The sequence below is a fragment of the Micromonospora sp. HUAS YX12 genome, from assembly GCF_040215685.1.
In the GTDB taxonomy this organism is placed as follows: Bacteria; Actinomycetota; Actinomycetes; order Mycobacteriales; family Micromonosporaceae; genus Micromonospora; species Micromonospora tulbaghiae.
In genome coordinates this window covers 3,978,399-3,996,290 of the sequence record NZ_CP157974.1, presented here as the reverse complement: position 1 = coordinate 3,996,290, position 17,892 = coordinate 3,978,399, and the positions used below count along the sequence as shown (strand labels likewise).

The window sequence follows — 17,892 nt, the reverse complement described above, 5'->3', positions numbered from 1 at the left end:
CCTGGCCGGTGGCGCCTTGGCGGATGACCCCGTCCGGCGGCGTCGGGTGGCGGTCGGCGGTTACGCCAGCATGTGCCGCGCAGCTCCGATGTCGCTGATCGATCGCTCACGCAGCGGCCCGCTGCGGGTCATGGGAGTTGCAGCTCTCGACGCTCTGGGGAAAGACTGACGGCATTCTGCAGGTGTGCCGTCACGGTCGCGAGTCCTTCCGCCAACGGGATTCGCTCTTGCTCGACGCGTCGCACTCGCGCCCATGTGGGGTCGGTGATTTGCTCGTAAAGGGCGCGTTCAGATGCTGTGAGGGTGGGCAGTGGCTTGCGAGGTGAGCATGGGATCGGTTTGCCCTTCTCGTCGGTCCAGGCGCCGAATCGCTCGTATGCGTCGTAGGCCTGCTGATCCATGAGGATGGTTTGTATATCGACGCCGTTCGTGCGGAGGTTGTTGACGATTTCGAATCCTGCGGCGTCGATGTCGCCCCAGTAGATGATCCGGGGACAGTCACGGATCCAGGAAACTCGGGGCAGCGCTCCCGGTGCCTTGCTTCCTTCGCCTTCGACGGCGATACCGCCGGGAAGAGGTGGGAAGTAGACGGCGGTGTCCTTGTTCTCCAGGACCAGGATGGTGTCCGGGGTGTAGGCCGGCGTGACGGGGTCGCCGATGGTGACGCTCTCGTGCCAGCGGCGACCCAAGGCACGGTAAGTCGGGTCCAGGTAGGTGAAGTGCACGCGGGTTGGTCTACTGATTAGCCCGAGGTCGTCCTTCCCGGATAGGTGACGGATCAGCGCGTGGTGTCGGTTGAGCCATTTGCCGTGCAGGCCCTCGATCGGGACCTGTCGTGGGGTCAGTCCGCGGGCGTCGTGGCGGGAGAACCAGCGGGCCGCGTCGAGCAGCAGCGTGAAGTCGACGTCGGTGAGGGCCCGCACGGCGGGCAGGGTCTTGACCAGGTCAACGTAGGGAAATGCGGTGGTAAGGACCGTTGCACGGTCGTAGGCGGTACGCAGGATGGCTGGCCATTCCTGACCGACCAAGCGGGCAGCGGTGTCCAGGTCGGGGATCTCCAGGTGGGTGGGCAGGGTTTGGCTCGTGCCGATCACGCGGCGGGTCTGCCGAACCAGCACGAGTCCTTGGTGGTCCGCCCACGCGGCCCAGTCCAGGGCCCAGCGGCGGGCAGTGGGGAAGTCTGCCTCCAGCTGGGGCTTGGTCGGCTGGCCGAGGGCGGCGCGGTAGGGCCAGCCGTCGGGGTCGAGGCCGGCGACGCCGAGGTGCCAGCGGTTGCGTAACCGGGTGCCGATCTCGGCCACTACCTGTTCAGGCGACTTCATCGGTGATCACCATGCGTGGTGTCCTGGTGGTGGGGCGGACTGACGAGACGTGTGAGTAGTTGCTGTTGTTCTTGGTCACCTGCAGCAACAGGTCGACGTAGGGTTCGATGGCGGTCACTTTGTCGTTGGGTGCTCCGACGATGAGCTGGAAGCCGAGCCCTTTCCACGCTGCAACCGCCCGCCCGGCGAACTCGGCGTCTGACTTGACGAAACCCTCGTCCAGGAAGACCGGCGCGTAGCGGGGACGGGTCAGACTGGCGTCGCCCAGCTGGTAACGCAGGGCTGCGCCGACGATGAACGCGACGAGTTCTTGGGTCTCCCCGCCGGACTTGCCACCGAGGCTGGCGTAGACGCTCAGCTGCCGACCGGTGGTGTCGCGTCGCTCGGCATCGATGTCGACGTGCTTGCGAACGTCAATCAGGTACTCGCGCTGGCTGCTCTTGTCGGACTTGCGGATACGGTCGATAAACTTGCGCAGTCGCTCGAACCTCGCCTCGATCTCCGCGTCGCTGGCGGTCTCCGTGGTACCGGACGCCAGGACCTTCAGTTCCTTGCGGAACTTGGCGATGTCCTTGGCCTCCCGGCGGCGCAGGTTGATGTGTAGGCGATCTCGTCCGGCGCCGAAGGGTAGACGGGACAGAATGTCGTTCACCGGTTCGAGGCGAGCCTCGATCTCCTCGACGGATTCTTCGTATGCCCCGTGCAGGCGCAGCAGGTCGACGCCGGACCAGTCGCTGACCTGCCGGCTGAACTTGGCGCGTCGCTCGTGGAGGCCTTCCTCGAGCAGGTCCGTGAGGATCTCGCGGTAGCCGTCGTAAGAGTCGACGCCGTCGCCGAGGTTGGGGCGTGGCCACTGTTCCTGGAACCGTTTAAAGGTAGAACACAGCAGCCGCTCGTGACCGGCGGCCTCGCGCCGGGCACGTTCGGAGGCATCCGCGAGCACAGTCTTGATCACCTCGACGGATCTGCGGAATCCATCGAGGGTCTCGTCGAAGCCGGTGCCGTCGCGGGTGGCTTGTAGGCGTGCCGACTGAGGCTCCGTCAACGTGGCGGATGGATCACCCTGCATGTCCTGCAGGTGGGCGCTGACCTTGGCCTGATCCTCCAAGAGCTTCTCGTGCGTCTTGCCTAGCTGCTCTTGTTCCTTCTCGTCGCCGAAGACGTCGCGTTGGACGTTCTCAAGCTGGCCGGCAAGCTCGTTTTCCTGCTGTTTCAGCTCGCGGAGCACGTCACTGGCGGCAAGGAGACGCTGGTAGGCCCGCTCCTTCTCCTTGATCTCTTCCCGGACGCCGCCCACGTCGATGCTGGCCCACGTCGTGATGATGACGTGGTTATGGGCATCGCGTTCGGCATGCAGCCTGTTACTGCGTGCCTCCAGCTCGATCTTCAGCCTTGCCAACTCGCCGAGCTGCTTGTCGATGCCTTTCTGCTCGTCGACGATCTGGGCGAGTCGATGCCGGTTGGAGAAGCCGATCACCCTGCGCGCGCCGTGCCCGCCATGCGCGCCGCGCCTGCGCTCCTTCGTCTGACCGGTGATGGTGAGGCCGAAGTCGGTGTAGTCGAGCAGGTCTGGGTTGTCGATGCAGTCGTAGCCGAACCGGGTCATCAATGTGTTGAGCAGCCAGCCGGTGAGCGGTGTCTCTCGGGTGACGAACCTGCCGGGGAGCGTGTCCGGGCTCGGTGTGCGTCGCGTCGGCTCGTTCAGCCGCACCCCCTCGAAGCGGACCCGTCGGTCGAACCGCAGGGGGTTAACCCGCCGTCGGGCCTCGTCCAGGCGGCGTTCGTCGATGAGCATGGTGACAGCGAAACCGCCCAACGCGAGCTCGGCTGCCTCGCGCCACGCCTCGAACTGCGGTGCCATGTCGATGAGTTCCGCCACGAACGGAAGATCTTCCGCCTGCAGGTTCATCGCCTGGGCGAGGGCGAGTCGCTGTGCGTGAAGGTCATGGGGGACCAGGCCTGTGCGTCCCTTCAGGGAGTCGAACTCCCGCTGGAGTTTGTCGCGCCCGGTCTGCAGCGGGTGGGCATCCTTGAGCGTCTTGTCACGCTGCTGTTGCAGGCTGAGACGATGCTGCTCGAACGTGGCCAGGAAGGTGCCGCTGTCCGCCCGCAGCGCGTCGAACTCCTCCGACGAGGTCACCCCGCGCTCGAGGACCGCAGTGCGCTGGCGGAAGGTGCTCAGCGTTTGCTCGACGGCGGTCACCGTACCGTTGAGAACGCTGATGGAGCGTTCCAAGGCTTCCAGAGCGTCGCCGCCGTTGGCACGTTGTTGTTCCTGCAGGTCGGCGATCTCTGCCTGCAAGGATGTCTGTCTCGCCTGAGCAGCGGTGAGCCGTCCGATAATGGTGCCGTTTCGGGCGCGGTTGTCGATGATCGCCTGGGTCAACAGGGCGGCTTCGACCTGCCGGGCCCACAGCAAGAACGGTGTGTTCGCGTCGGTCGACTCGATCCGCAGGGACTCGATCAGGTCGGCTTCCTCCCGCGCCTCGGTCATGGCCTGGTAGGCCGGGAGGATGCCGTCGAGGACCGCGACCTGCTTCTCCGCGGTCTTCATGGTGTTATAGGAGGCCTGGATGTCGTCGAAGTGCTCGACCGCCCTGTTCGCGGCGGTGAAGGTCTTCGGTTCTTCCAGGACCATGTCCTTGTAGAGCCCATCGACGGTGGTGACCTGTCGGCCGGCCTGGATACGGGCGAGCAGCTTCAGCGCCTTGGCGCCGTCGCCGTTCGCGCCGATACCGAGCCGGGTGTGCAGGGCTGCGGCGAACTGGGTGTAGCCATCATGGAACTTCAGGCCCGGGAATCGCTTGGTGACCTGCTGGTGTATGAAACGATCGCCGGCGAACGGGTCCAGCAGGGACAACTCGAACGGTCCGTTGATGGTGGCCAGGTGTTTGCCGAGGTCGTTGAAGCTGATCGCGGAGACCGCGGCGTAGTACAGCCGCAGGGCGGTGAACCGTTCGTCGGCGTCGTTGCGCCAGGTCATCGCGACGGCGGACCAGGTGCTGGAGTGCTGGCCGCGCAGGACGTCGTCACGCAGTCGGCCGGTCCCGGCCTCACGGCTCGTGTCGACCTTGCCCCGCATGTAGGACAGGATGTTGCGCTGCTCGCTGCTGCGGGCACGTCCGGTCACAGCGTCGTTGGAGGCCCCGTTGAACGGCGTGTTGCTGTCCATCATCAGGGCGACGTAGGCATCGAGCAGCGTGGACTTGCCGGTGCCGCTCGCGCCGCTGATCAGAGTCGCGGTCTCCGCGAATGCGATGGTGTGGTGGCCTTCAAAGCCGCCCCAGTTGACCAACTGGAGCGACTCGACGCGCCACTGCTGGGTACCGATCTCGGCGTCCGGCCTGGCACGCACGGACTGCAGGGGAATACTCACGGCTGCCTGTCCTCCTGGTCCGGGCCACTGTTGTCGCCGGTCCCAGGTCCACCGCTTCGGGTTCGGACGAGGCTTTCGTACAGCTCCTGCACGCGGTTGACGGGCAACAGGACCTCGATGATCGATGAGATGCGGTACCGGTCGTCCTCGCTGCTCTTCAACAGGATGTCGCTGGTGACCAGCGCCTCGACCGCGCGACGGGCAGTTTTCTCGTCGTTGAGGTGGTTGGTGTTACTCGCGGGCCGGTAGTTAGCGATCTCCTGGACAAGATCCTCCGCATCCACGAAAACCACGTCCTCGCCGGACGCCCGTTTGCTGCGGAACACGGCCCGGAGATGGACCATCAGGATGGTCTGCTCCCGGTTGTAGGTGGTGTCGTGCAGCACCGTGGGGAACACGCCGCCACCGTCCGGACTCGCCTGCCGCTTGTACGCCACCTCGTAATCGCCGCTGACGACCAGCTGCAGGAAGATGTCGTTGAACCGTGACTCCAGCAGGCTTCGGTTCTCCATCAACACCCGCCAGTCCTGCGGGTGTCGTTCGGCGGAGATGTACCGCTTCTTGAGTAGCGACACGAACGTGCGCCGCACCTCAAGGGCCAACTGACCGCAGTCGCCCTCGAACAATGCCTGCGGCCCGTCATCGTCCAGCATCCGGTCGAGGTCGTCCCAGGAGCCGTCGTGATCCGCGCTGTCGGCCTCGTCCAGGTCCGGGTCAGTCATCGGCTCCTCCTTGGTTGTCGTCGCCCAAGGCGGCCAGCTGCGCCTGCCCGAATTTCAACCGGGGGCCTTCGAACGTGCGGCGGCTGCCATCGGGGCGGACTGCCTCGAATGTCTCGCTCTCGTCGTCTTGTGCTGGGTCGAGGGCATGCACTGCCGCCGCGATCTGGATCAGACCAAGGACCTCGACCGGGCGGCGCAGTTCGTCGGACACGCCACGGAAGACCTCGCCGGCGGTGACCGAAACAGCGCCGTCTCGCAGACGCTCGTACAGTGCGGCGCGGAACTCGGCCAGGCTGGGACCGCCTTGCTGGCGCAGTTGTTCCATGCTCAGGGGCGGCACCGCGTCGTCACCGTGGCCGCGCAACGGCGGTGGCGGCGCGTAGTCGTCGGGGTTGTAGAAACGCTGCCGCAGATGCGCCAGTTCCAGCGACGGCAGCCCCAACACCATGTCCAGTCGTGATCGGGCTCCGGATACCTGCATCCACGCTGCCAGCTCGGCCTTGACCCGCCGCAGCGCGTCGTCGAGCTCGCGGTCCCGGATGGCGTCGTGTCGGGTGATGTGCGCCCGTAAGGTCGCTGACAGCCGGCGGCGTTGCTCCAGCACGACATCGATGCCGTGCCGGATCCCCACCACCGTGTTACGGAACTCTCGCGCCTCTAACGGCGTGAGCGCCTGCGCGAACGAATGCTGCAAGATCGAGCCCAGGTCGTCGCGCAGCTCCTTGAGCAGCCGGTCGTCACGTAGCAGCTCCACGGCGCCGGTGAACGCGCGCCCTTCCTGAGACTCCGCCATCAGGTCGCTGGACCGCGTCAGGTAGCTGTCCAGCACCTCGCCGGTCCGGCGTGTCTCCTCCCGGAACTCGGCCACGATGCCGCGGTGGATCGCCTTCACCGACTCCGACACGCGCATGAAATCGGCCGGCAGCTGCGCGATCAGGTCCCGCAGGTTCAGGTACTCCTCGATGAGCCGATCGTCCGGCAAAGGATCGATCGCCCCACCAGCAGCGATTCGTTCACGCTCCGCGGTCAGACGCCCGATCTGATCGTCAAGTCGCCGCAGCCGATCCTCCCGATCCGGGTTGGCGTCCATCGCGCAGCGACGTGCCGCCTCGAGGATGGTGCGGATTCGCGATTCGCTGAACATCGACCTGCTCCCGGACAGCCGGTGCACATAGTCGATCGCCTCCTGGGCGTGCGACGTGAGCGAGTACTCCTCCGCGTTGTCGTCGTTGGCCGACAGCACCAGCCACTGCTCGTCCACCCACCGGCGGCACAGCACCCGCGCCGGACCGTCCGGGACCGCCTCACCCGCCGACCGCAACTCGGCCAGATAGATCGCCACCTGGGCGTGGAAACGCTCGGCCGCGATCACGTCCTGATCGCGGCTGAAGGACGCGATGAAGATGGACAACACGACCGGCGCCCACTTCCGCTTGGCGAGCAGCGTCAACGTCGGCTTAGCGAAGGCCACGCGGACGCGCGCAAGCTCACCCGCGATGTCACTCACCGGCCCGGCACCTCCTCGTTCGACCGCCGACCCACCCAAGATCAAGGCGTAGTCGATGCCACACGCAATGTAAGTCAAGGCTGCGACATTTTTGAATTGCTCGATCGATCGACCGGGAGCCGCCGTTTGGTCGGGCCTGGCTACAAAGGGCCGGGCCAGATGGAGCGGCTGGACCGCTCACGTTTACCCGGCCGACACGAGGACCGACCACGCCGTCGAGGGGAACGTGCTGGCCGCGATCGCCGCCGCGGCCCTCGGCGTACAGGAGGCCTTCGGTGCGCTCCGCAAGACCCGTCTGACCGCAGCAGTCCTCCGGTCGAGAAAGTCCTGCAACTCGGGATTCATCGCGTTCCGCATGCTGGCGGAATTTGTGCGATATACCTAGGTGCGACGATCACGTAGCGCACTGTAGTGCGATGATCGAGGCCGGTGAACCCTCCTCGATGGCTCATGGGAGGAGCCCTTCCTGGAGATCCTCGTCAACGAGCGACGCCCGCTCTGCGGCAGTTGCCCACGCAACCTGGCTGCCGCTGGAGGTCCGAGACACGACGAGGACGTTGTCAATTCGCTCAGCGACGGCGCGCATGTGGGTGATCACGGCGACAAGACGGCCGCCGAGGGTTTGCCGGGACAGTGCCTCGATGGCGTCGTCGAGGCTGTCCGCGTCGAGCGTGCCGAATCCCTCGTCGAGGAAGAGCGCATCGACACGGCCTCCAGCGCGGCCCGCCAGCTGGACGACGGCCAGTGCCAACGACAGGCTGGCTTGGAAGGTTTCGCCGCCGGACAGCGTGCGCACGTCCCGTGGTTGGCCGGTGTGCCGGTCGATGATCCGGAAGTCCTCGGCGAACGCGAACCGGCGTCCGCTCATCGCGAGCAGTTGCTCGGTGGCGAGTCCGAGGAAGGCGCGTTGTCGCTTGGCCACGACCAGTGCCGGGAACTGGGCGTTCGCAAGCAAGCTGGCCACTTCCCGGAGGGCTTCCACGACGGGCGTTGCACGGGTGATCCGGTCGTCGAGGTCGGCGGCGATGGGCAGTTCGCGTCGGGCCCGGGTGAGGTCGCTCTCGGCGCGGTTCGCGTCGGAGACCGCCTGTGCCCATGCGTCGTCGAGAGCATTGGCGTCCGGGGCACCTGCAGTGTCCAGCACCGCGGCGGCGGCCCTTTCGTGACGGGTCACTTCACCGGCCGCCTGGGTTGCGGTAGCGGCGAGAGTTTGCGCCGTCTCCTCGACGATGGTTTCGAGGTCCGCGCCCCACTCCGCCACTTCGGAGAGGTGTTCGGTCCAATGCTTGAACGCAGGAAGGGCCGGAATTCGCGCTGTGAGGCCGAGGGTATCTACGGCGTTGCGAAGCGTGCTGTACAGCGTCCGTAGCTGTTGTTCGATCGGTGCGGCAGCTCGCTCGACCTGTTCCAAGTGGCGGGTCGCCAGTTCCGCCTGCTGTTCCCGGAGTTTCCCAAGGCCGGACGAGAGGTCGGTGTGGTGGTTCGCAAGTTTCTCGGCGTCGATGGACCAGACTGCGATCCGACCGAGCATGCGTTCCAACGACTCGTCGTGCAGCGGTACCGCAAGGTGGTAAAGGGCCGGGAGTTCCAGAATGCTGGCGGCCAGCGCGTCGAACTCGTCATTGAGCCGTTTCTGGTCCGTGGCGAGTTCCTCATAACGGCGTTTGAGTGCGACGCCGGTGGCGTCACGCGCGGTCCTGGCGACCGTTGCGGCGTCGCGGGCCGTCTGGGCCTTTTCCGCCGTCACCGTCTTACGTTCGCCGGCGTCCGACAGCTGCTGTACGAGATCTCGGAACAGGTCGTCATCCGCGACGTCGTCAGTCGGCGCGGTGTCCAGCTCCAGCAGCCGTTGCAATTGGGCACGTGTTTCAGCGAGTTCGGTGCGTTTGGTGTTGACTTTCGTTTCCAGCCGATTTGCCTGCTTGTTCTGCTCGCTCAGCGTTGCCTGATGACCGGCGCGACGAAGTTGTACGTCGAGAAGGTCCTGACGCCTGGCCTCGACCGCTTCATCGAGCGGCCCCTGCTCCGGCGCCCTGGGGGCGGCATAGTCCGGCGGGAGGCTTCGCTCGCAGATCGGACATGGGTCGCCGGGCGTGCACGTCGACGCGGCGAACACAGCGGAGCTGGCCCGTACCGCGGCGTTCAGCATCTCCTCCGCCTCGCGCTGCCGCAGCTCCGCAACGCCGATGGCTTCCTCCACATTGAGGATGTCGGCTTGGGTGGCCTCGGCGGTCGTCTTGAGTTCTGTCAGCTCTTTTTCTGCACGATGGAGTGCGGCATGCCGTCGTCGGAGCTGCTGCACGAGTGCGCGAGCGTCGGTGAGGCGTCGCTGAAGATCGCCGACAGTCTCGGCGGCGGTGTTGGCTTCGGTGTCGGCCGCCGTGGCGGCTGCGTCCAGTCCGTCGAGCACGGGTTGCTGCTGTTCGAAGACCGTACGGTCACCGGCCAGCTTCCGCTCGACGTCGGCGAGTCGTCGTTGCTCTTTGATGAGCCCGGGGAGTCGCCGGCGCGCGGCCTGCAGGACCGTGCGGGCGTTGACCAGCGCGGTGGGGCTTCGTCCCGCGCCGTTCGCGATCGCAATCTCCTCCTCCGCCCGCTGTACCTCCTTCTCTTGCACACCAATGGCTTCCATGACCTGCCGTCGTGCGAGGCCGATCTCCTCTGCTCTGGCGGACAATCGATGCAGATCGCCGGTACCGGCGGTGAGCCGGTGCTGCCGAAGTCGATCGGCGTGGGTCGTTGCTGCGGTCGCCAAGGCCCGGGCCTGATCGCGGTTGCGTGACGCGGTCGAGTGTTCCTGGCGCGCCTTCTGCAGGCGGTCACGCCGTCCGGCGGCGACCGCGAGTTGCTTTGCCGCCGTTTCGGCGGCTGCTGCCGGGTCGGGCAGAAGTCGGTCGCGATCGCGGTGGAGTACGTCGAGTTGCGGCCGGAGACGGTCGTGGCATTCGATGGCTTCTGCACGGACGGTGTCGAGCAGGTCGATGCCGAGCAGCCCCTTGAGGATGGCGGTCCGATCCTCCCGGTTGGTGTGGAGTAGTGCTTGGAATCGGCCTTGCGGCAGTACGACGGCCTTGAGGAAGGCGTCGTGGGTCAGTCCGAGGAGCCGTTCGATGGTGGAGTTGACCTGTTGTTTCGTGTCGTACCGTTGTCCGGTGTCTAAGCAGATCAGCTCGTGCCGCGACGCCGGCGATGTCGCACGGAAGGCAGATCGCGTGACCTGCCAGGTCTGGTTGCCGCACACGAAGGTGAGGCGGACCTGCATTGACGGCACGCCGTCGGCGATCAGGACGGCGGCGTTGCGCTTGTCCCAGGTGCATCCGCCGTACAACGCGAAACAGAGCGCTTCGAGGATGGACGACTTCCCGGCGCCGGTATCACCCAGGATCGCCAGCAGCCCGACGTCGCTGAAGTCGATCGTCTGCTCGGCGGTGTAGGACCGCAGTCCACGGATGGTGAGCTGCAATGGCCTCATCGTGTGGCCTCCGCCCCGTCGGCGGGTCCGGTGACCAGAAGAGCCTCTTCGGCGAAGATCGCCTTGGTTCCGGTGTCCACGGCGTCGATCAGTGTTGTGAACGTCTGCATCACGGTGGCCTGGTCCGCTCGACGGGTTCCGCGTTCGCTCAGGTATTCGGCGAACAAGCCGGCCAGGTCGAGGTCCACCTCGGTCGCCGTAGCGTCCGCCGAGACGATCTCGACCTGTTCACCCGCGATGATCGGATCGATCTGCAAGACCGTGGCGCGGGGCAGGAGCTGCCTGACCTGCTCGTTGAGCGTGGGCACGTGGACATCGGTCTCGACCGCCAGAAGGCACAGATCGTCGCCGACCTGTGGTGCCACCGCGGCGAGGTCGGTGAGCGTGCCACGGAATTTCCGTAGTCGGCGCCCGCCGCCGAGCTTCACCGTTTCGATGCGAGCCGGCCTGCCGGGTTCCGCCTCGACGAGGACGACGCTCTTCTCGTCGTAAATCTCCCCGAAGTCCAGCGCGATCGGCGAACCGGCGAACCGGCCGGTGGCCTTCTTGCCCGGCAGCGGCTGAGGCTTATGCAGATGGCCGAACGCGGCGTAGGTAACAGACGGAAGGTGGTCGAGGTCCGTCGCGTACGTCTCGTCGATGTGCATGCCGCGCTCGCTCCCGCAGTACTCGGCACCTCCCACGTGGAGGTGGGCAGCAAACACCGCGAACTCGGTGCGGGGATCGAGGTTGTCCATAAGCACGCTGCCCAGCGAGGCTTCAATGCCGCGGATCTGGGCGTTGTAGTCGGTGCCCCAGCGTGAGGGGTCGCCGAAGCCGTCCGTCATCTGATGTGCGTGCTGGAACGGAAGCGCCGCCAGACGGACCGTTTGTCCGTTGGCGGTCGGGAATCGGAACACAGAGCGGTTCGGATCAAGGCGGTCGACGAAGTGCACCCGGCTGGCGTGACCCGACAGGCGTCCGAGCAGGTTGAACACCGCGAACAGGCTCGGTGAGTCATGGTTGCCGCAAACCACCACGACCGGCGCGATGGCTCCAAGTTCGGCGAGCACCTGGCCGGCCCGAACCATGTCCTCGGTGGCCGGTCGGCCGTGGTCGAACAGATCGCCGCTGTGGCAGATTAAGTCGGGACGGAACGACCGCGCCACACCGACGATCTCGGCCAGCACGGCATCGTGGTCGGTGGCACGTGAGTGGCGGTAGAGCATTTTGCCGAGGTGCCAGTCCGATGTGTGCAAGAGCTTCATCGTCGTCCTTCGCGGAGGAAGGAAGTTCGCATGATGATCAACTTCGCGGCTTGATCACCGAACCTCCTATGTGGCTCTTAAGTTTGGCAGAACATGGAAGTAAGTCAAGTGGCATGGTAGCGTTGCGTCATGCCAAGCATGGCCGAAGTCAAGGCGGCGATGGCGGACGTTGCTGCACTCCAGGAACGGCTGGCCACGGCGGTGAGCACGGACGACCACACCGAGGTCGATCAGCTGCTCGCCGAGTTGTCGGTGGCCGAGAAACGTCGCAACCGACTCCTGCAACGAGCCTCCACAGGGACGGGGGGAACGTTCGACGCCGCTCCACCTGTGCGGGAGCAGGTGGCCGCCGTGCTCGGACTGCTCACGAGGCCGTCCTCGGTGTCTCTCATCCGGGACGTCGCCGCCGGGCGATACGGCGAGAACATCCAGCCGAGCCGCCTCGCGTCACTGCGTCGTGACGAGCAGCGGTCCTGGCGTGCTGCACACCGAGACGACGGCGCGACCACGCGACCGTTGGGCCGTCCGGTGTACGTCGTGCCGGCGCTGACCTATGACCGCTTCGCCCCAGTGCGCGGCATGCTGGCCCTCTCCAGCTGGCCGCTCGACGTTCGCCTCCTCGCGCCAGCGAGCCCTCGCGTTGACATCCTGCATGTCACCATTCGGCTCATCGACGAACTCGATCGCGCCGGCGACGCACCCTGGACACCCAACCTCCGCAGGCTCGTCTGGCGCTTCGCCCGCTCAGTGGCCGGCGCAATGGACACGCGAAGCAGATTCGACTACTCCCATGTCCGCGCTGCCGCAGAACGCGAACTGCAGCAGATCGCGGACACCGATACCGCCGAACGCGAGCAGGCCGCCCGCCGCGCTCGCGCTCAGCTCGACGCGGACTCGCAGCTGTTCGGCACAAACCTGCGCCTGGCCGATCAGCCCTCCACGGAGGCCACTGGATGATCTTCACAGACGCCCGCGAACGTCTTGAGCATTTTCGCGGCGACTTCCCCGCCAAATCAATGGACGCCCGCCGGATCGCTGGCCTCCTTGACGCACCCGGTTGCCCTCGACGCCAGGTTGTCGACGCTGCGTCAGTCCCGTTGAAGGACCTGGCCAAGCTGATCGGGTGCAAACCGCTGGCGCCAAGTCCGTTCGCCCTGCAACGAGGGATCCGGTTCGAGCAGAACGTCATCTCGGACGCCATGACCCCGCTCGTCCCACTCGTGCGGGAGCATCTCGGGCTCGACGTTCGTGACGTCCGTCAGCAACTTCTGTCAACGCCTCAGGCCCGATCGCAGTACCCCGCGATTAGAGGCGTGCAGGCCGTCACCGACCTTCGCTTGAGGCTGACCCGTGAGGCCGTCGCCGCGATGCTCGACGGCGAGCAGCACGCTATCAATCTGTTGCACCATCCGTATCTGGAGCTCTCGCTCGGAGACATGCCCGCGTATCTCGAACCTGACCTCCTGGGCTATGCAGCCGCACAAGCCCTATCTCCGATTGAGATCAAGTCCTTCCCGTGCATCGATGGCGTCGCCGACCCCGTCAAGACGGCCGAAGCAGCTCGACAAACCGCGGTGTACGTCATCGCGCTACGCCGTCTCGTTGCTTCCTTCGGCCACGAACCGGACCGAGTTGCTAGCCGCGGCCTGCTGGTCATGGCGCGCGACTTTGCCCTCACGGCCACGGCAAGCGTTCTCGATCTCCGGCCTCAAGTATTGCGACTCAATCGACTGCTCAACGATTTTCCTCATGTCACCCATCTCGCGCCTCGGGTGCCAACGGCCATCAGTCTGCCGGCACTTCCCGACAAAGACGCAAACGAACAGCAGCAGCTTGACGCCGCGAAGCAGGCGAAGGAGGCTATCGGGGCGCTCGACATGCGCTTCGGCGACGGCTGCCCTAGCTGCGCCATGTTCGACTTCTGCCGCAGTCAGGCACGCAGCGAAAACCAGGTCGCGCAACTGGGCACCGAAGCAGCGAACCTTTGCGGCGACGTCGGGACGGTCAGCCACGCGCTCGCCCTCGCCTCGGGCGAACGGGCGCCGCTCGGCTCGGCCGAGTCAGCCGTTGCCGACGAGCTCCGACGCGCTGCACTCGCGGTGCAATTGGCAGGCGCTCCAGCATGAGCGTCGACACCTATCTCGGACTCAGAGCAGTCGCTCTCGGCCGAGCCGTACCACGCGCAACTCGCCGGCACGTTCACTTGGCCGCCGAACCACTGGTCGTCGTCGGCTATCACATGCCAGGTGACCCCGGCGCTCCCATCGGCCTGATCTACGGCAACCATCGCAACGGCGCGCGCACGGCCGTCGTGGGCGAGCCAAGGAATGGCAAGCTGCGATTCACTCAACTCGCGGACTTCGCCATGGATCTGAACGGCTACTTCGGCCGCTACATCCAAGGGGTGCCCTCACGGTCAGCCCGACGCACTGCCAGCGCTCGCCAGATGCCACCCGCGCCCCAGCTCATTCTGCCGAACGCGGCCACCGCCCAGTGGTTGTGCGACGTGATGGGTCGCAGGCTGCGTACGCTGGACATCGAGGGCGAGTACGCGGTTCACCCCGCGCTGCCGAACATCGGGGCGCACCTCTCCTTTTTCGCCAGTCAACGCGTCCCCGGCTCATCGCTGGTGCTGCCGTTGACCGACCTGCTGTCACAACATTGGACGACAGGGCAGCTGGACGCGCTTGACGCCGACCTGGCCGTGCAACTGGCATGGATCGATAATCCGGCCGGAATCGAGGAAGCCCAGCGTGCCCTGCCCGCCGGACCGGTACCGGATGGCGGCTGGGAGGAGAAGGACCTCAGCGACGCGATCAAGGCGTTCCAGCGCCTCAGCGACAGCGGCAGCAACATCACCCGTGCCAGCGAACCCATGAAGATCACTGTCGAGGCTGCGTTGCATCCAGCTTGGCAGGCTTGCTGGGACGCCGTCGAACTGCTCCACCGGCTTCCGGTCGCTGACAGCGTTCAAGATCGCTGGGAGATGGACCGCTACCAGTGGCATCGGCACGCTGAACGGGTGCGCGCCAACAATGCGTACTTCAGCCGACGTCCACAGGAACTTCAGGTCATGCGACTGCTGACAAGGCTTGAGCGCCTCACCGCCAACCTCACCCGCGACATGGCCCTCGATGACCCTCTGGTCATGGCAAACTACATCGCATCTGGAGACGCCCTATCGGGCGAGATCACCCGACGTGATGCCGCAGGAAACCGACCGTCGTTGTCGCTCCGGCCCGATATGCCATTCCGTCGTCCCGTCGGCACCGAACTGCACTGGTTCGCCGAACCTGTACGAAGGCCCGATGGCCTCACCAGACCCATGGTGACAGTCGAAGTGACCTCGGCCGACGAGACGAACGTTGAACTCCGCGTCGTTCGCGGTGCGGTCCGCCAAGACCGGCGGCGCCTCCTGCCACAGATCGGCGATCGAGTCGTTTTCTCTCAGTTCGGACGTCGAGAATTCCGCCGGGACACACTCCCGGCCGAGCTGCCATGGACGCATGTCGGAGTCGAAGGAACCGGCCGATGAATGCCGCCGTCTCTCCCGCCGTGCAGCACCAACTCGCCACCGATCAAATCTGGCAGCACCTGCAGGACGGCGACCGGGCCGTGGTGGTGAATTCTCCGCCCGGGGCAGGGAAGTCGACTCTTGTACAAGCGACCGCTCAACGCCTCGCCTCGACCGCGCAGGTCCCGGTCATCACTCAAACAAACGATCAAGCCGACGACCTCGTCCGAGGCTTTAGAGCGCGGCTCGCTTCTACCGGCATCCAAGTCGGGCGCCTACACCGGGAAGACTACGACCCGCCTCCGGACTGGCGCGCCTCCAACGACATCCTGGATCTCGAAGACTGCCAAATCATCGTTGCTCCGGCGGACAAATGGGCGTACGTCGAATATGACGAGCCATGGCGGCTCGGCATCATCGACGAGGCATACCAGGTCTCGTCTGTACACCTTGCCAAGATCGGGTCCCGGTTCGACCGTCTACTGCTCGTCGGGGATCCTGGCCAACTGAGCCCGTTCAGCCCAGCCGAAGAAGCAGCGTTGCGGATGACAGGAAGCTGGCCACTCGCCACGGCCGCCGGCACGGTCCTGACCAATCATCCCCAAACACCACGCGTCCAGCTTCCTGTGTCGTGGCGACTCCCCGCGGGTGGAGCGAGCATCGTTGCCGCCAGCTTCTACACCCAACCCTTCCGAGCCGGCGCTGCCGAGGAGGAGCGCGGACTCTGGTTCCCCATACGAACAGCCCGCGACGACCGCCTGGAGCAAGTCATCCAGACTGCCCGACAGCACGGATGGTGTCTAGTCGAGCTTCCGCCAGCCCATCTTCCTCGGACTGACCCCGAATGTGTTCAGGCCATCACCGAGATCGTCCGTCACCTGCTTATCAGCCGAACTCGATTCGTCGACGGCGACCAGCAGCACCCGCTTGCACCCGAGCACATCGCTGTTGGTGTCACCCACAGAGACCAGCGTGCGCTGCTTCGTACTGCCATCGATCAGATGAGCGCCTCCCTCGGCGTTGGACCGGGGACGATCACCGTCGACACAGCCAACAGACTGCAAGGCCGCCAGTTCGAAGTCGTCATCGCCTGGCACCCGCTCTCCGGACGACGGGACGCATCCCAGTTCCACCTTGAGGCAGGCCGCCTCTGCGTCCTCGCATCTCGTCACCGTCAGGCATGCATCGTCGTAACCCGAGGCGGGATCCGAGCACAACTCGACTCATACCCACACAACGAACCGGTATGGCTCGGCACCGTTTCTCCAGAAGTCGATGGGTGGGAAGCCAATCACCGATTTCTCGACCTGCTCACCCCGATGAGAGTCACACTGTGACCAGCTGATCGAGTCTGCGGTGCCAATAGTTTTCATACCTGATCTGTGAGCATGGGCTTCGCGAGTTTGAGGCAGCGTGGTCATGGCCTTCCGACCGGGCTACCTGCTTGCCGGCTGCCTGCAGCTCGGCCAGCAGCAGCTCGTGCAGCCGCTGCCACACCCCGGCCCGGTTCCACTCCTCCAGCCGCCGCCAGCAGGTCATCCCCGAGCCGGACCCCAGCTGTTGGGGCAGGAACTCCCACTGGATGCCGGTGTGCAGCACGAACAAGATCCCGCCCAGCACCTGCCGGTCCGGGATCCGCTTGCGTCCCGGGTGCCGTGGGTTGCGTTCAGGTTTGGGCAGCAGCGGCTCGATGCGCTGCCACAGCCCGTCCGGCACGATCCACGGCGGCTGCTCGCCACGCCTCACGGCCCGACATCGTAGACCACCCTCTACAAGGGACGACAGGCCCGGAGACTATTGTTAGGAACTTTTAGTACGCCGTTGACACGTTCCAGCAGGGCGGTCGCGGGGGCGCGGCGGGGCTGCTGGGGTCACGTGGAGCAGGTCACTAGTGCAGGGTTCGGTCAGCGCAGCCATCCCAGGAACCGGCGATGGAGTAGACCAGCGGGAGCCCAGCCCATGTCCTGGCTCGCAGCAACCATGCAGGAGCCCATGTACAGGGCGAGGGAGATGGGAGCGCGGTCGAACTCGGCTCGCAGCTCGTGGCGTCGTGTGCGGCAGGGCCAGGGGGCGCCGCACCTGGCGCAGGTCCAGATTGGCAGAACCGGTCCGTGCGTGGTCATGACGCCTCGCCGGGCCGGTGCCCTCGCCTAATCGGTACGCGGTGTCTCGACCGGCAGGGGCAGCCGACCGCCGCAGCGGCGGTCTAGCTTGATTTTTCTCCGTGGCCACACCGGCCGGTGTCTACGTTCCGGGGTCAGGGTGTAGGGGACGATCTGCTCAGCCGACATGGTCTCTGATGGCCGCCAGCGGGTCTCCTGAAAGAAGGTCACGTCGCGCTCCTCCTGCTGGTGGTTTCCTGCTTCCGGCTCTTGGCAACGCTCTCGGGGTCGTGCTTGGCTGGCCGTTCGCGCGGACGTCGACAGGCGTGGAATCGCCCGACGGTTATGGACGTGGATTTCCCGGTTCGCGCATCGCGATCTGCTTGGCCGACTGTCTGCCGGGCGGCGGGGTGCATTCGGGGCAGCTGAGGGACGCTCCGCAGGTGCGGCACCATTGCAGCGAGCGCTTGAAGGTGAGCAGCCCGGCGAGGAATCCGAGCACAAGCGCTGCGCTGATGGCCGCGATCGAGGTCAGGTTCATGGCGTGCCTTTCCGGACGCTGGTGTCGGCATCGTTGATTTGGTCCCGTGCTGGGCGGGCGCAGCTGTGCCCCCCGCGTGAGGTGGGCGG

The 17,892-nt window shown here is 65.7% G+C and carries 10 protein-coding genes and 1 pseudogene; 4 read left to right on the top strand and 7 right to left on the bottom strand.

Going from position 1 to position 17,892, the window contains the following annotated elements:
• Positions 1-128 precede the first annotated feature (128 nt).
• The 6 genes from ABIH81_RS19300 to ABIH81_RS19275 form a co-directional block, all read right to left on the bottom strand.
• Positions 129-1,322, bottom strand: coding sequence for a Wadjet anti-phage system protein JetD domain-containing protein (locus tag ABIH81_RS19300; RefSeq protein WP_349876285.1), 1,194 nt, complete (start codon positions 1,320-1,322; stop codon positions 129-131).
• Positions 1,309-4,698 carry an SbcC/MukB-like Walker B domain-containing protein gene (locus tag ABIH81_RS19295; RefSeq protein WP_349876284.1) on the bottom strand — a complete coding sequence of 1,130 codons (3,390 nt, stop codon included), beginning with the start codon at positions 4,696-4,698 and terminating at the stop codon, positions 1,309-1,311. Before ABIH81_RS19295 ends, ABIH81_RS19300 begins: the two co-directional genes overlap by 14 nt.
• Complete coding sequence (locus ABIH81_RS19290) at positions 4,695-5,420, bottom strand: DUF4194 domain-containing protein (protein WP_349876283.1); 726 nt, start codon at positions 5,418-5,420, stop codon at positions 4,695-4,697. Before ABIH81_RS19290 ends, ABIH81_RS19295 begins: the two co-directional genes overlap by 4 nt.
• Positions 5,413-6,927, bottom strand: coding sequence for a DUF3375 domain-containing protein (locus tag ABIH81_RS19285; RefSeq protein WP_349876281.1), 1,515 nt, complete (start codon positions 6,925-6,927; stop codon positions 5,413-5,415). The genes ABIH81_RS19290 and ABIH81_RS19285 overlap by 8 nt, the downstream gene beginning before the upstream one ends.
• 448 nt (positions 6,928-7,375) lie before the next feature.
• Entirely contained in the window at positions 7,376-10,390 is a 3,015-nt protein-coding gene (locus tag ABIH81_RS19280) for an SMC family ATPase (protein WP_349876279.1), read from the bottom strand.
• 5 nt (positions 10,391-10,395) lie between these two features.
• Positions 10,396-11,646 (bottom strand): exonuclease SbcCD subunit D, encoded by a 1,251-nt coding sequence (locus ABIH81_RS19275; RefSeq protein WP_349876277.1) that lies wholly within the window; start codon positions 11,644-11,646, stop codon positions 10,396-10,398.
• A gap of 129 nt (positions 11,647-11,775) precedes the next feature.
• On the opposite strand from ABIH81_RS19275, the gene ABIH81_RS19270 reads away from it, so the two are divergent.
• Genes ABIH81_RS19270 through ABIH81_RS19255 form a run of 4 tightly spaced genes read left to right on the top strand, consistent with a single transcriptional unit; the run spans position 11,776 to position 16,497 of the window.
• Positions 11,776-12,603, top strand: coding sequence for a hypothetical protein (locus ABIH81_RS19270; RefSeq protein ID WP_349876276.1), 828 nt, complete (start codon positions 11,776-11,778; stop codon positions 12,601-12,603).
• Positions 12,600-13,772 (top strand): hypothetical protein, encoded by a 1,173-nt coding sequence (locus ABIH81_RS19265; protein ID WP_349876275.1) that lies wholly within the window; start codon positions 12,600-12,602, stop codon positions 13,770-13,772. The genes ABIH81_RS19270 and ABIH81_RS19265 overlap by 4 nt, the downstream gene beginning before the upstream one ends.
• The gene (locus ABIH81_RS19260; protein WP_349876274.1) at positions 13,769-15,181 is read left to right on the top strand and encodes a hypothetical protein; all 1,413 of its coding nucleotides are present in this window, start codon (positions 13,769-13,771) and stop codon (positions 15,179-15,181) included. The genes ABIH81_RS19265 and ABIH81_RS19260 overlap by 4 nt, the downstream gene beginning before the upstream one ends.
• Positions 15,178-16,497, top strand: a complete 1,320-nt coding sequence (locus tag ABIH81_RS19255) for an AAA family ATPase (RefSeq protein WP_349876273.1) — start codon at positions 15,178-15,180, stop codon at positions 16,495-16,497. The genes ABIH81_RS19260 and ABIH81_RS19255 overlap by 4 nt, the downstream gene beginning before the upstream one ends.
• Before the next feature lie 109 nt (positions 16,498-16,606).
• Here the strand turns inward: ABIH81_RS19255 and ABIH81_RS19250 are convergent.
• Positions 16,607-16,906, bottom strand: a pseudogene (locus tag ABIH81_RS19250) (transposase); the annotation flags it as partial.
• Positions 16,907-17,892: the final 986 nt, after the last annotated feature.

Excerpts from the sequence above, each read along its gene's own strand:
- ABIH81_RS19290 (WP_349876283.1), bottom strand. The coding sequence starts at position 5,420 with ATGACTGACCCGGACCTGGACGAGGCCGACAGCGCGGATCACGACGGC.
- ABIH81_RS19270 (WP_349876276.1), top strand. The coding sequence starts at position 11,776 with ATGCCAAGCATGGCCGAAGTCAAGGCGGCGATGGCGGACGTTGCTGCA.
- ABIH81_RS19265 (WP_349876275.1), top strand. The coding sequence starts at position 12,600 with ATGATCTTCACAGACGCCCGCGAACGTCTTGAGCATTTTCGCGGCGAC.
- ABIH81_RS19300 (WP_349876285.1), bottom strand. The coding sequence starts at position 1,322 with ATGAAGTCGCCTGAACAGGTAGTGGCCGAGATCGGCACCCGGTTACGC.
- ABIH81_RS19260 (WP_349876274.1), top strand. The coding sequence starts at position 13,769 with ATGAGCGTCGACACCTATCTCGGACTCAGAGCAGTCGCTCTCGGCCGA.
- ABIH81_RS19255 (WP_349876273.1), top strand. The coding sequence starts at position 15,178 with ATGAATGCCGCCGTCTCTCCCGCCGTGCAGCACCAACTCGCCACCGAT.
- ABIH81_RS19275 (WP_349876277.1), bottom strand. The coding sequence starts at position 11,646 with ATGAAGCTCTTGCACACATCGGACTGGCACCTCGGCAAAATGCTCTAC.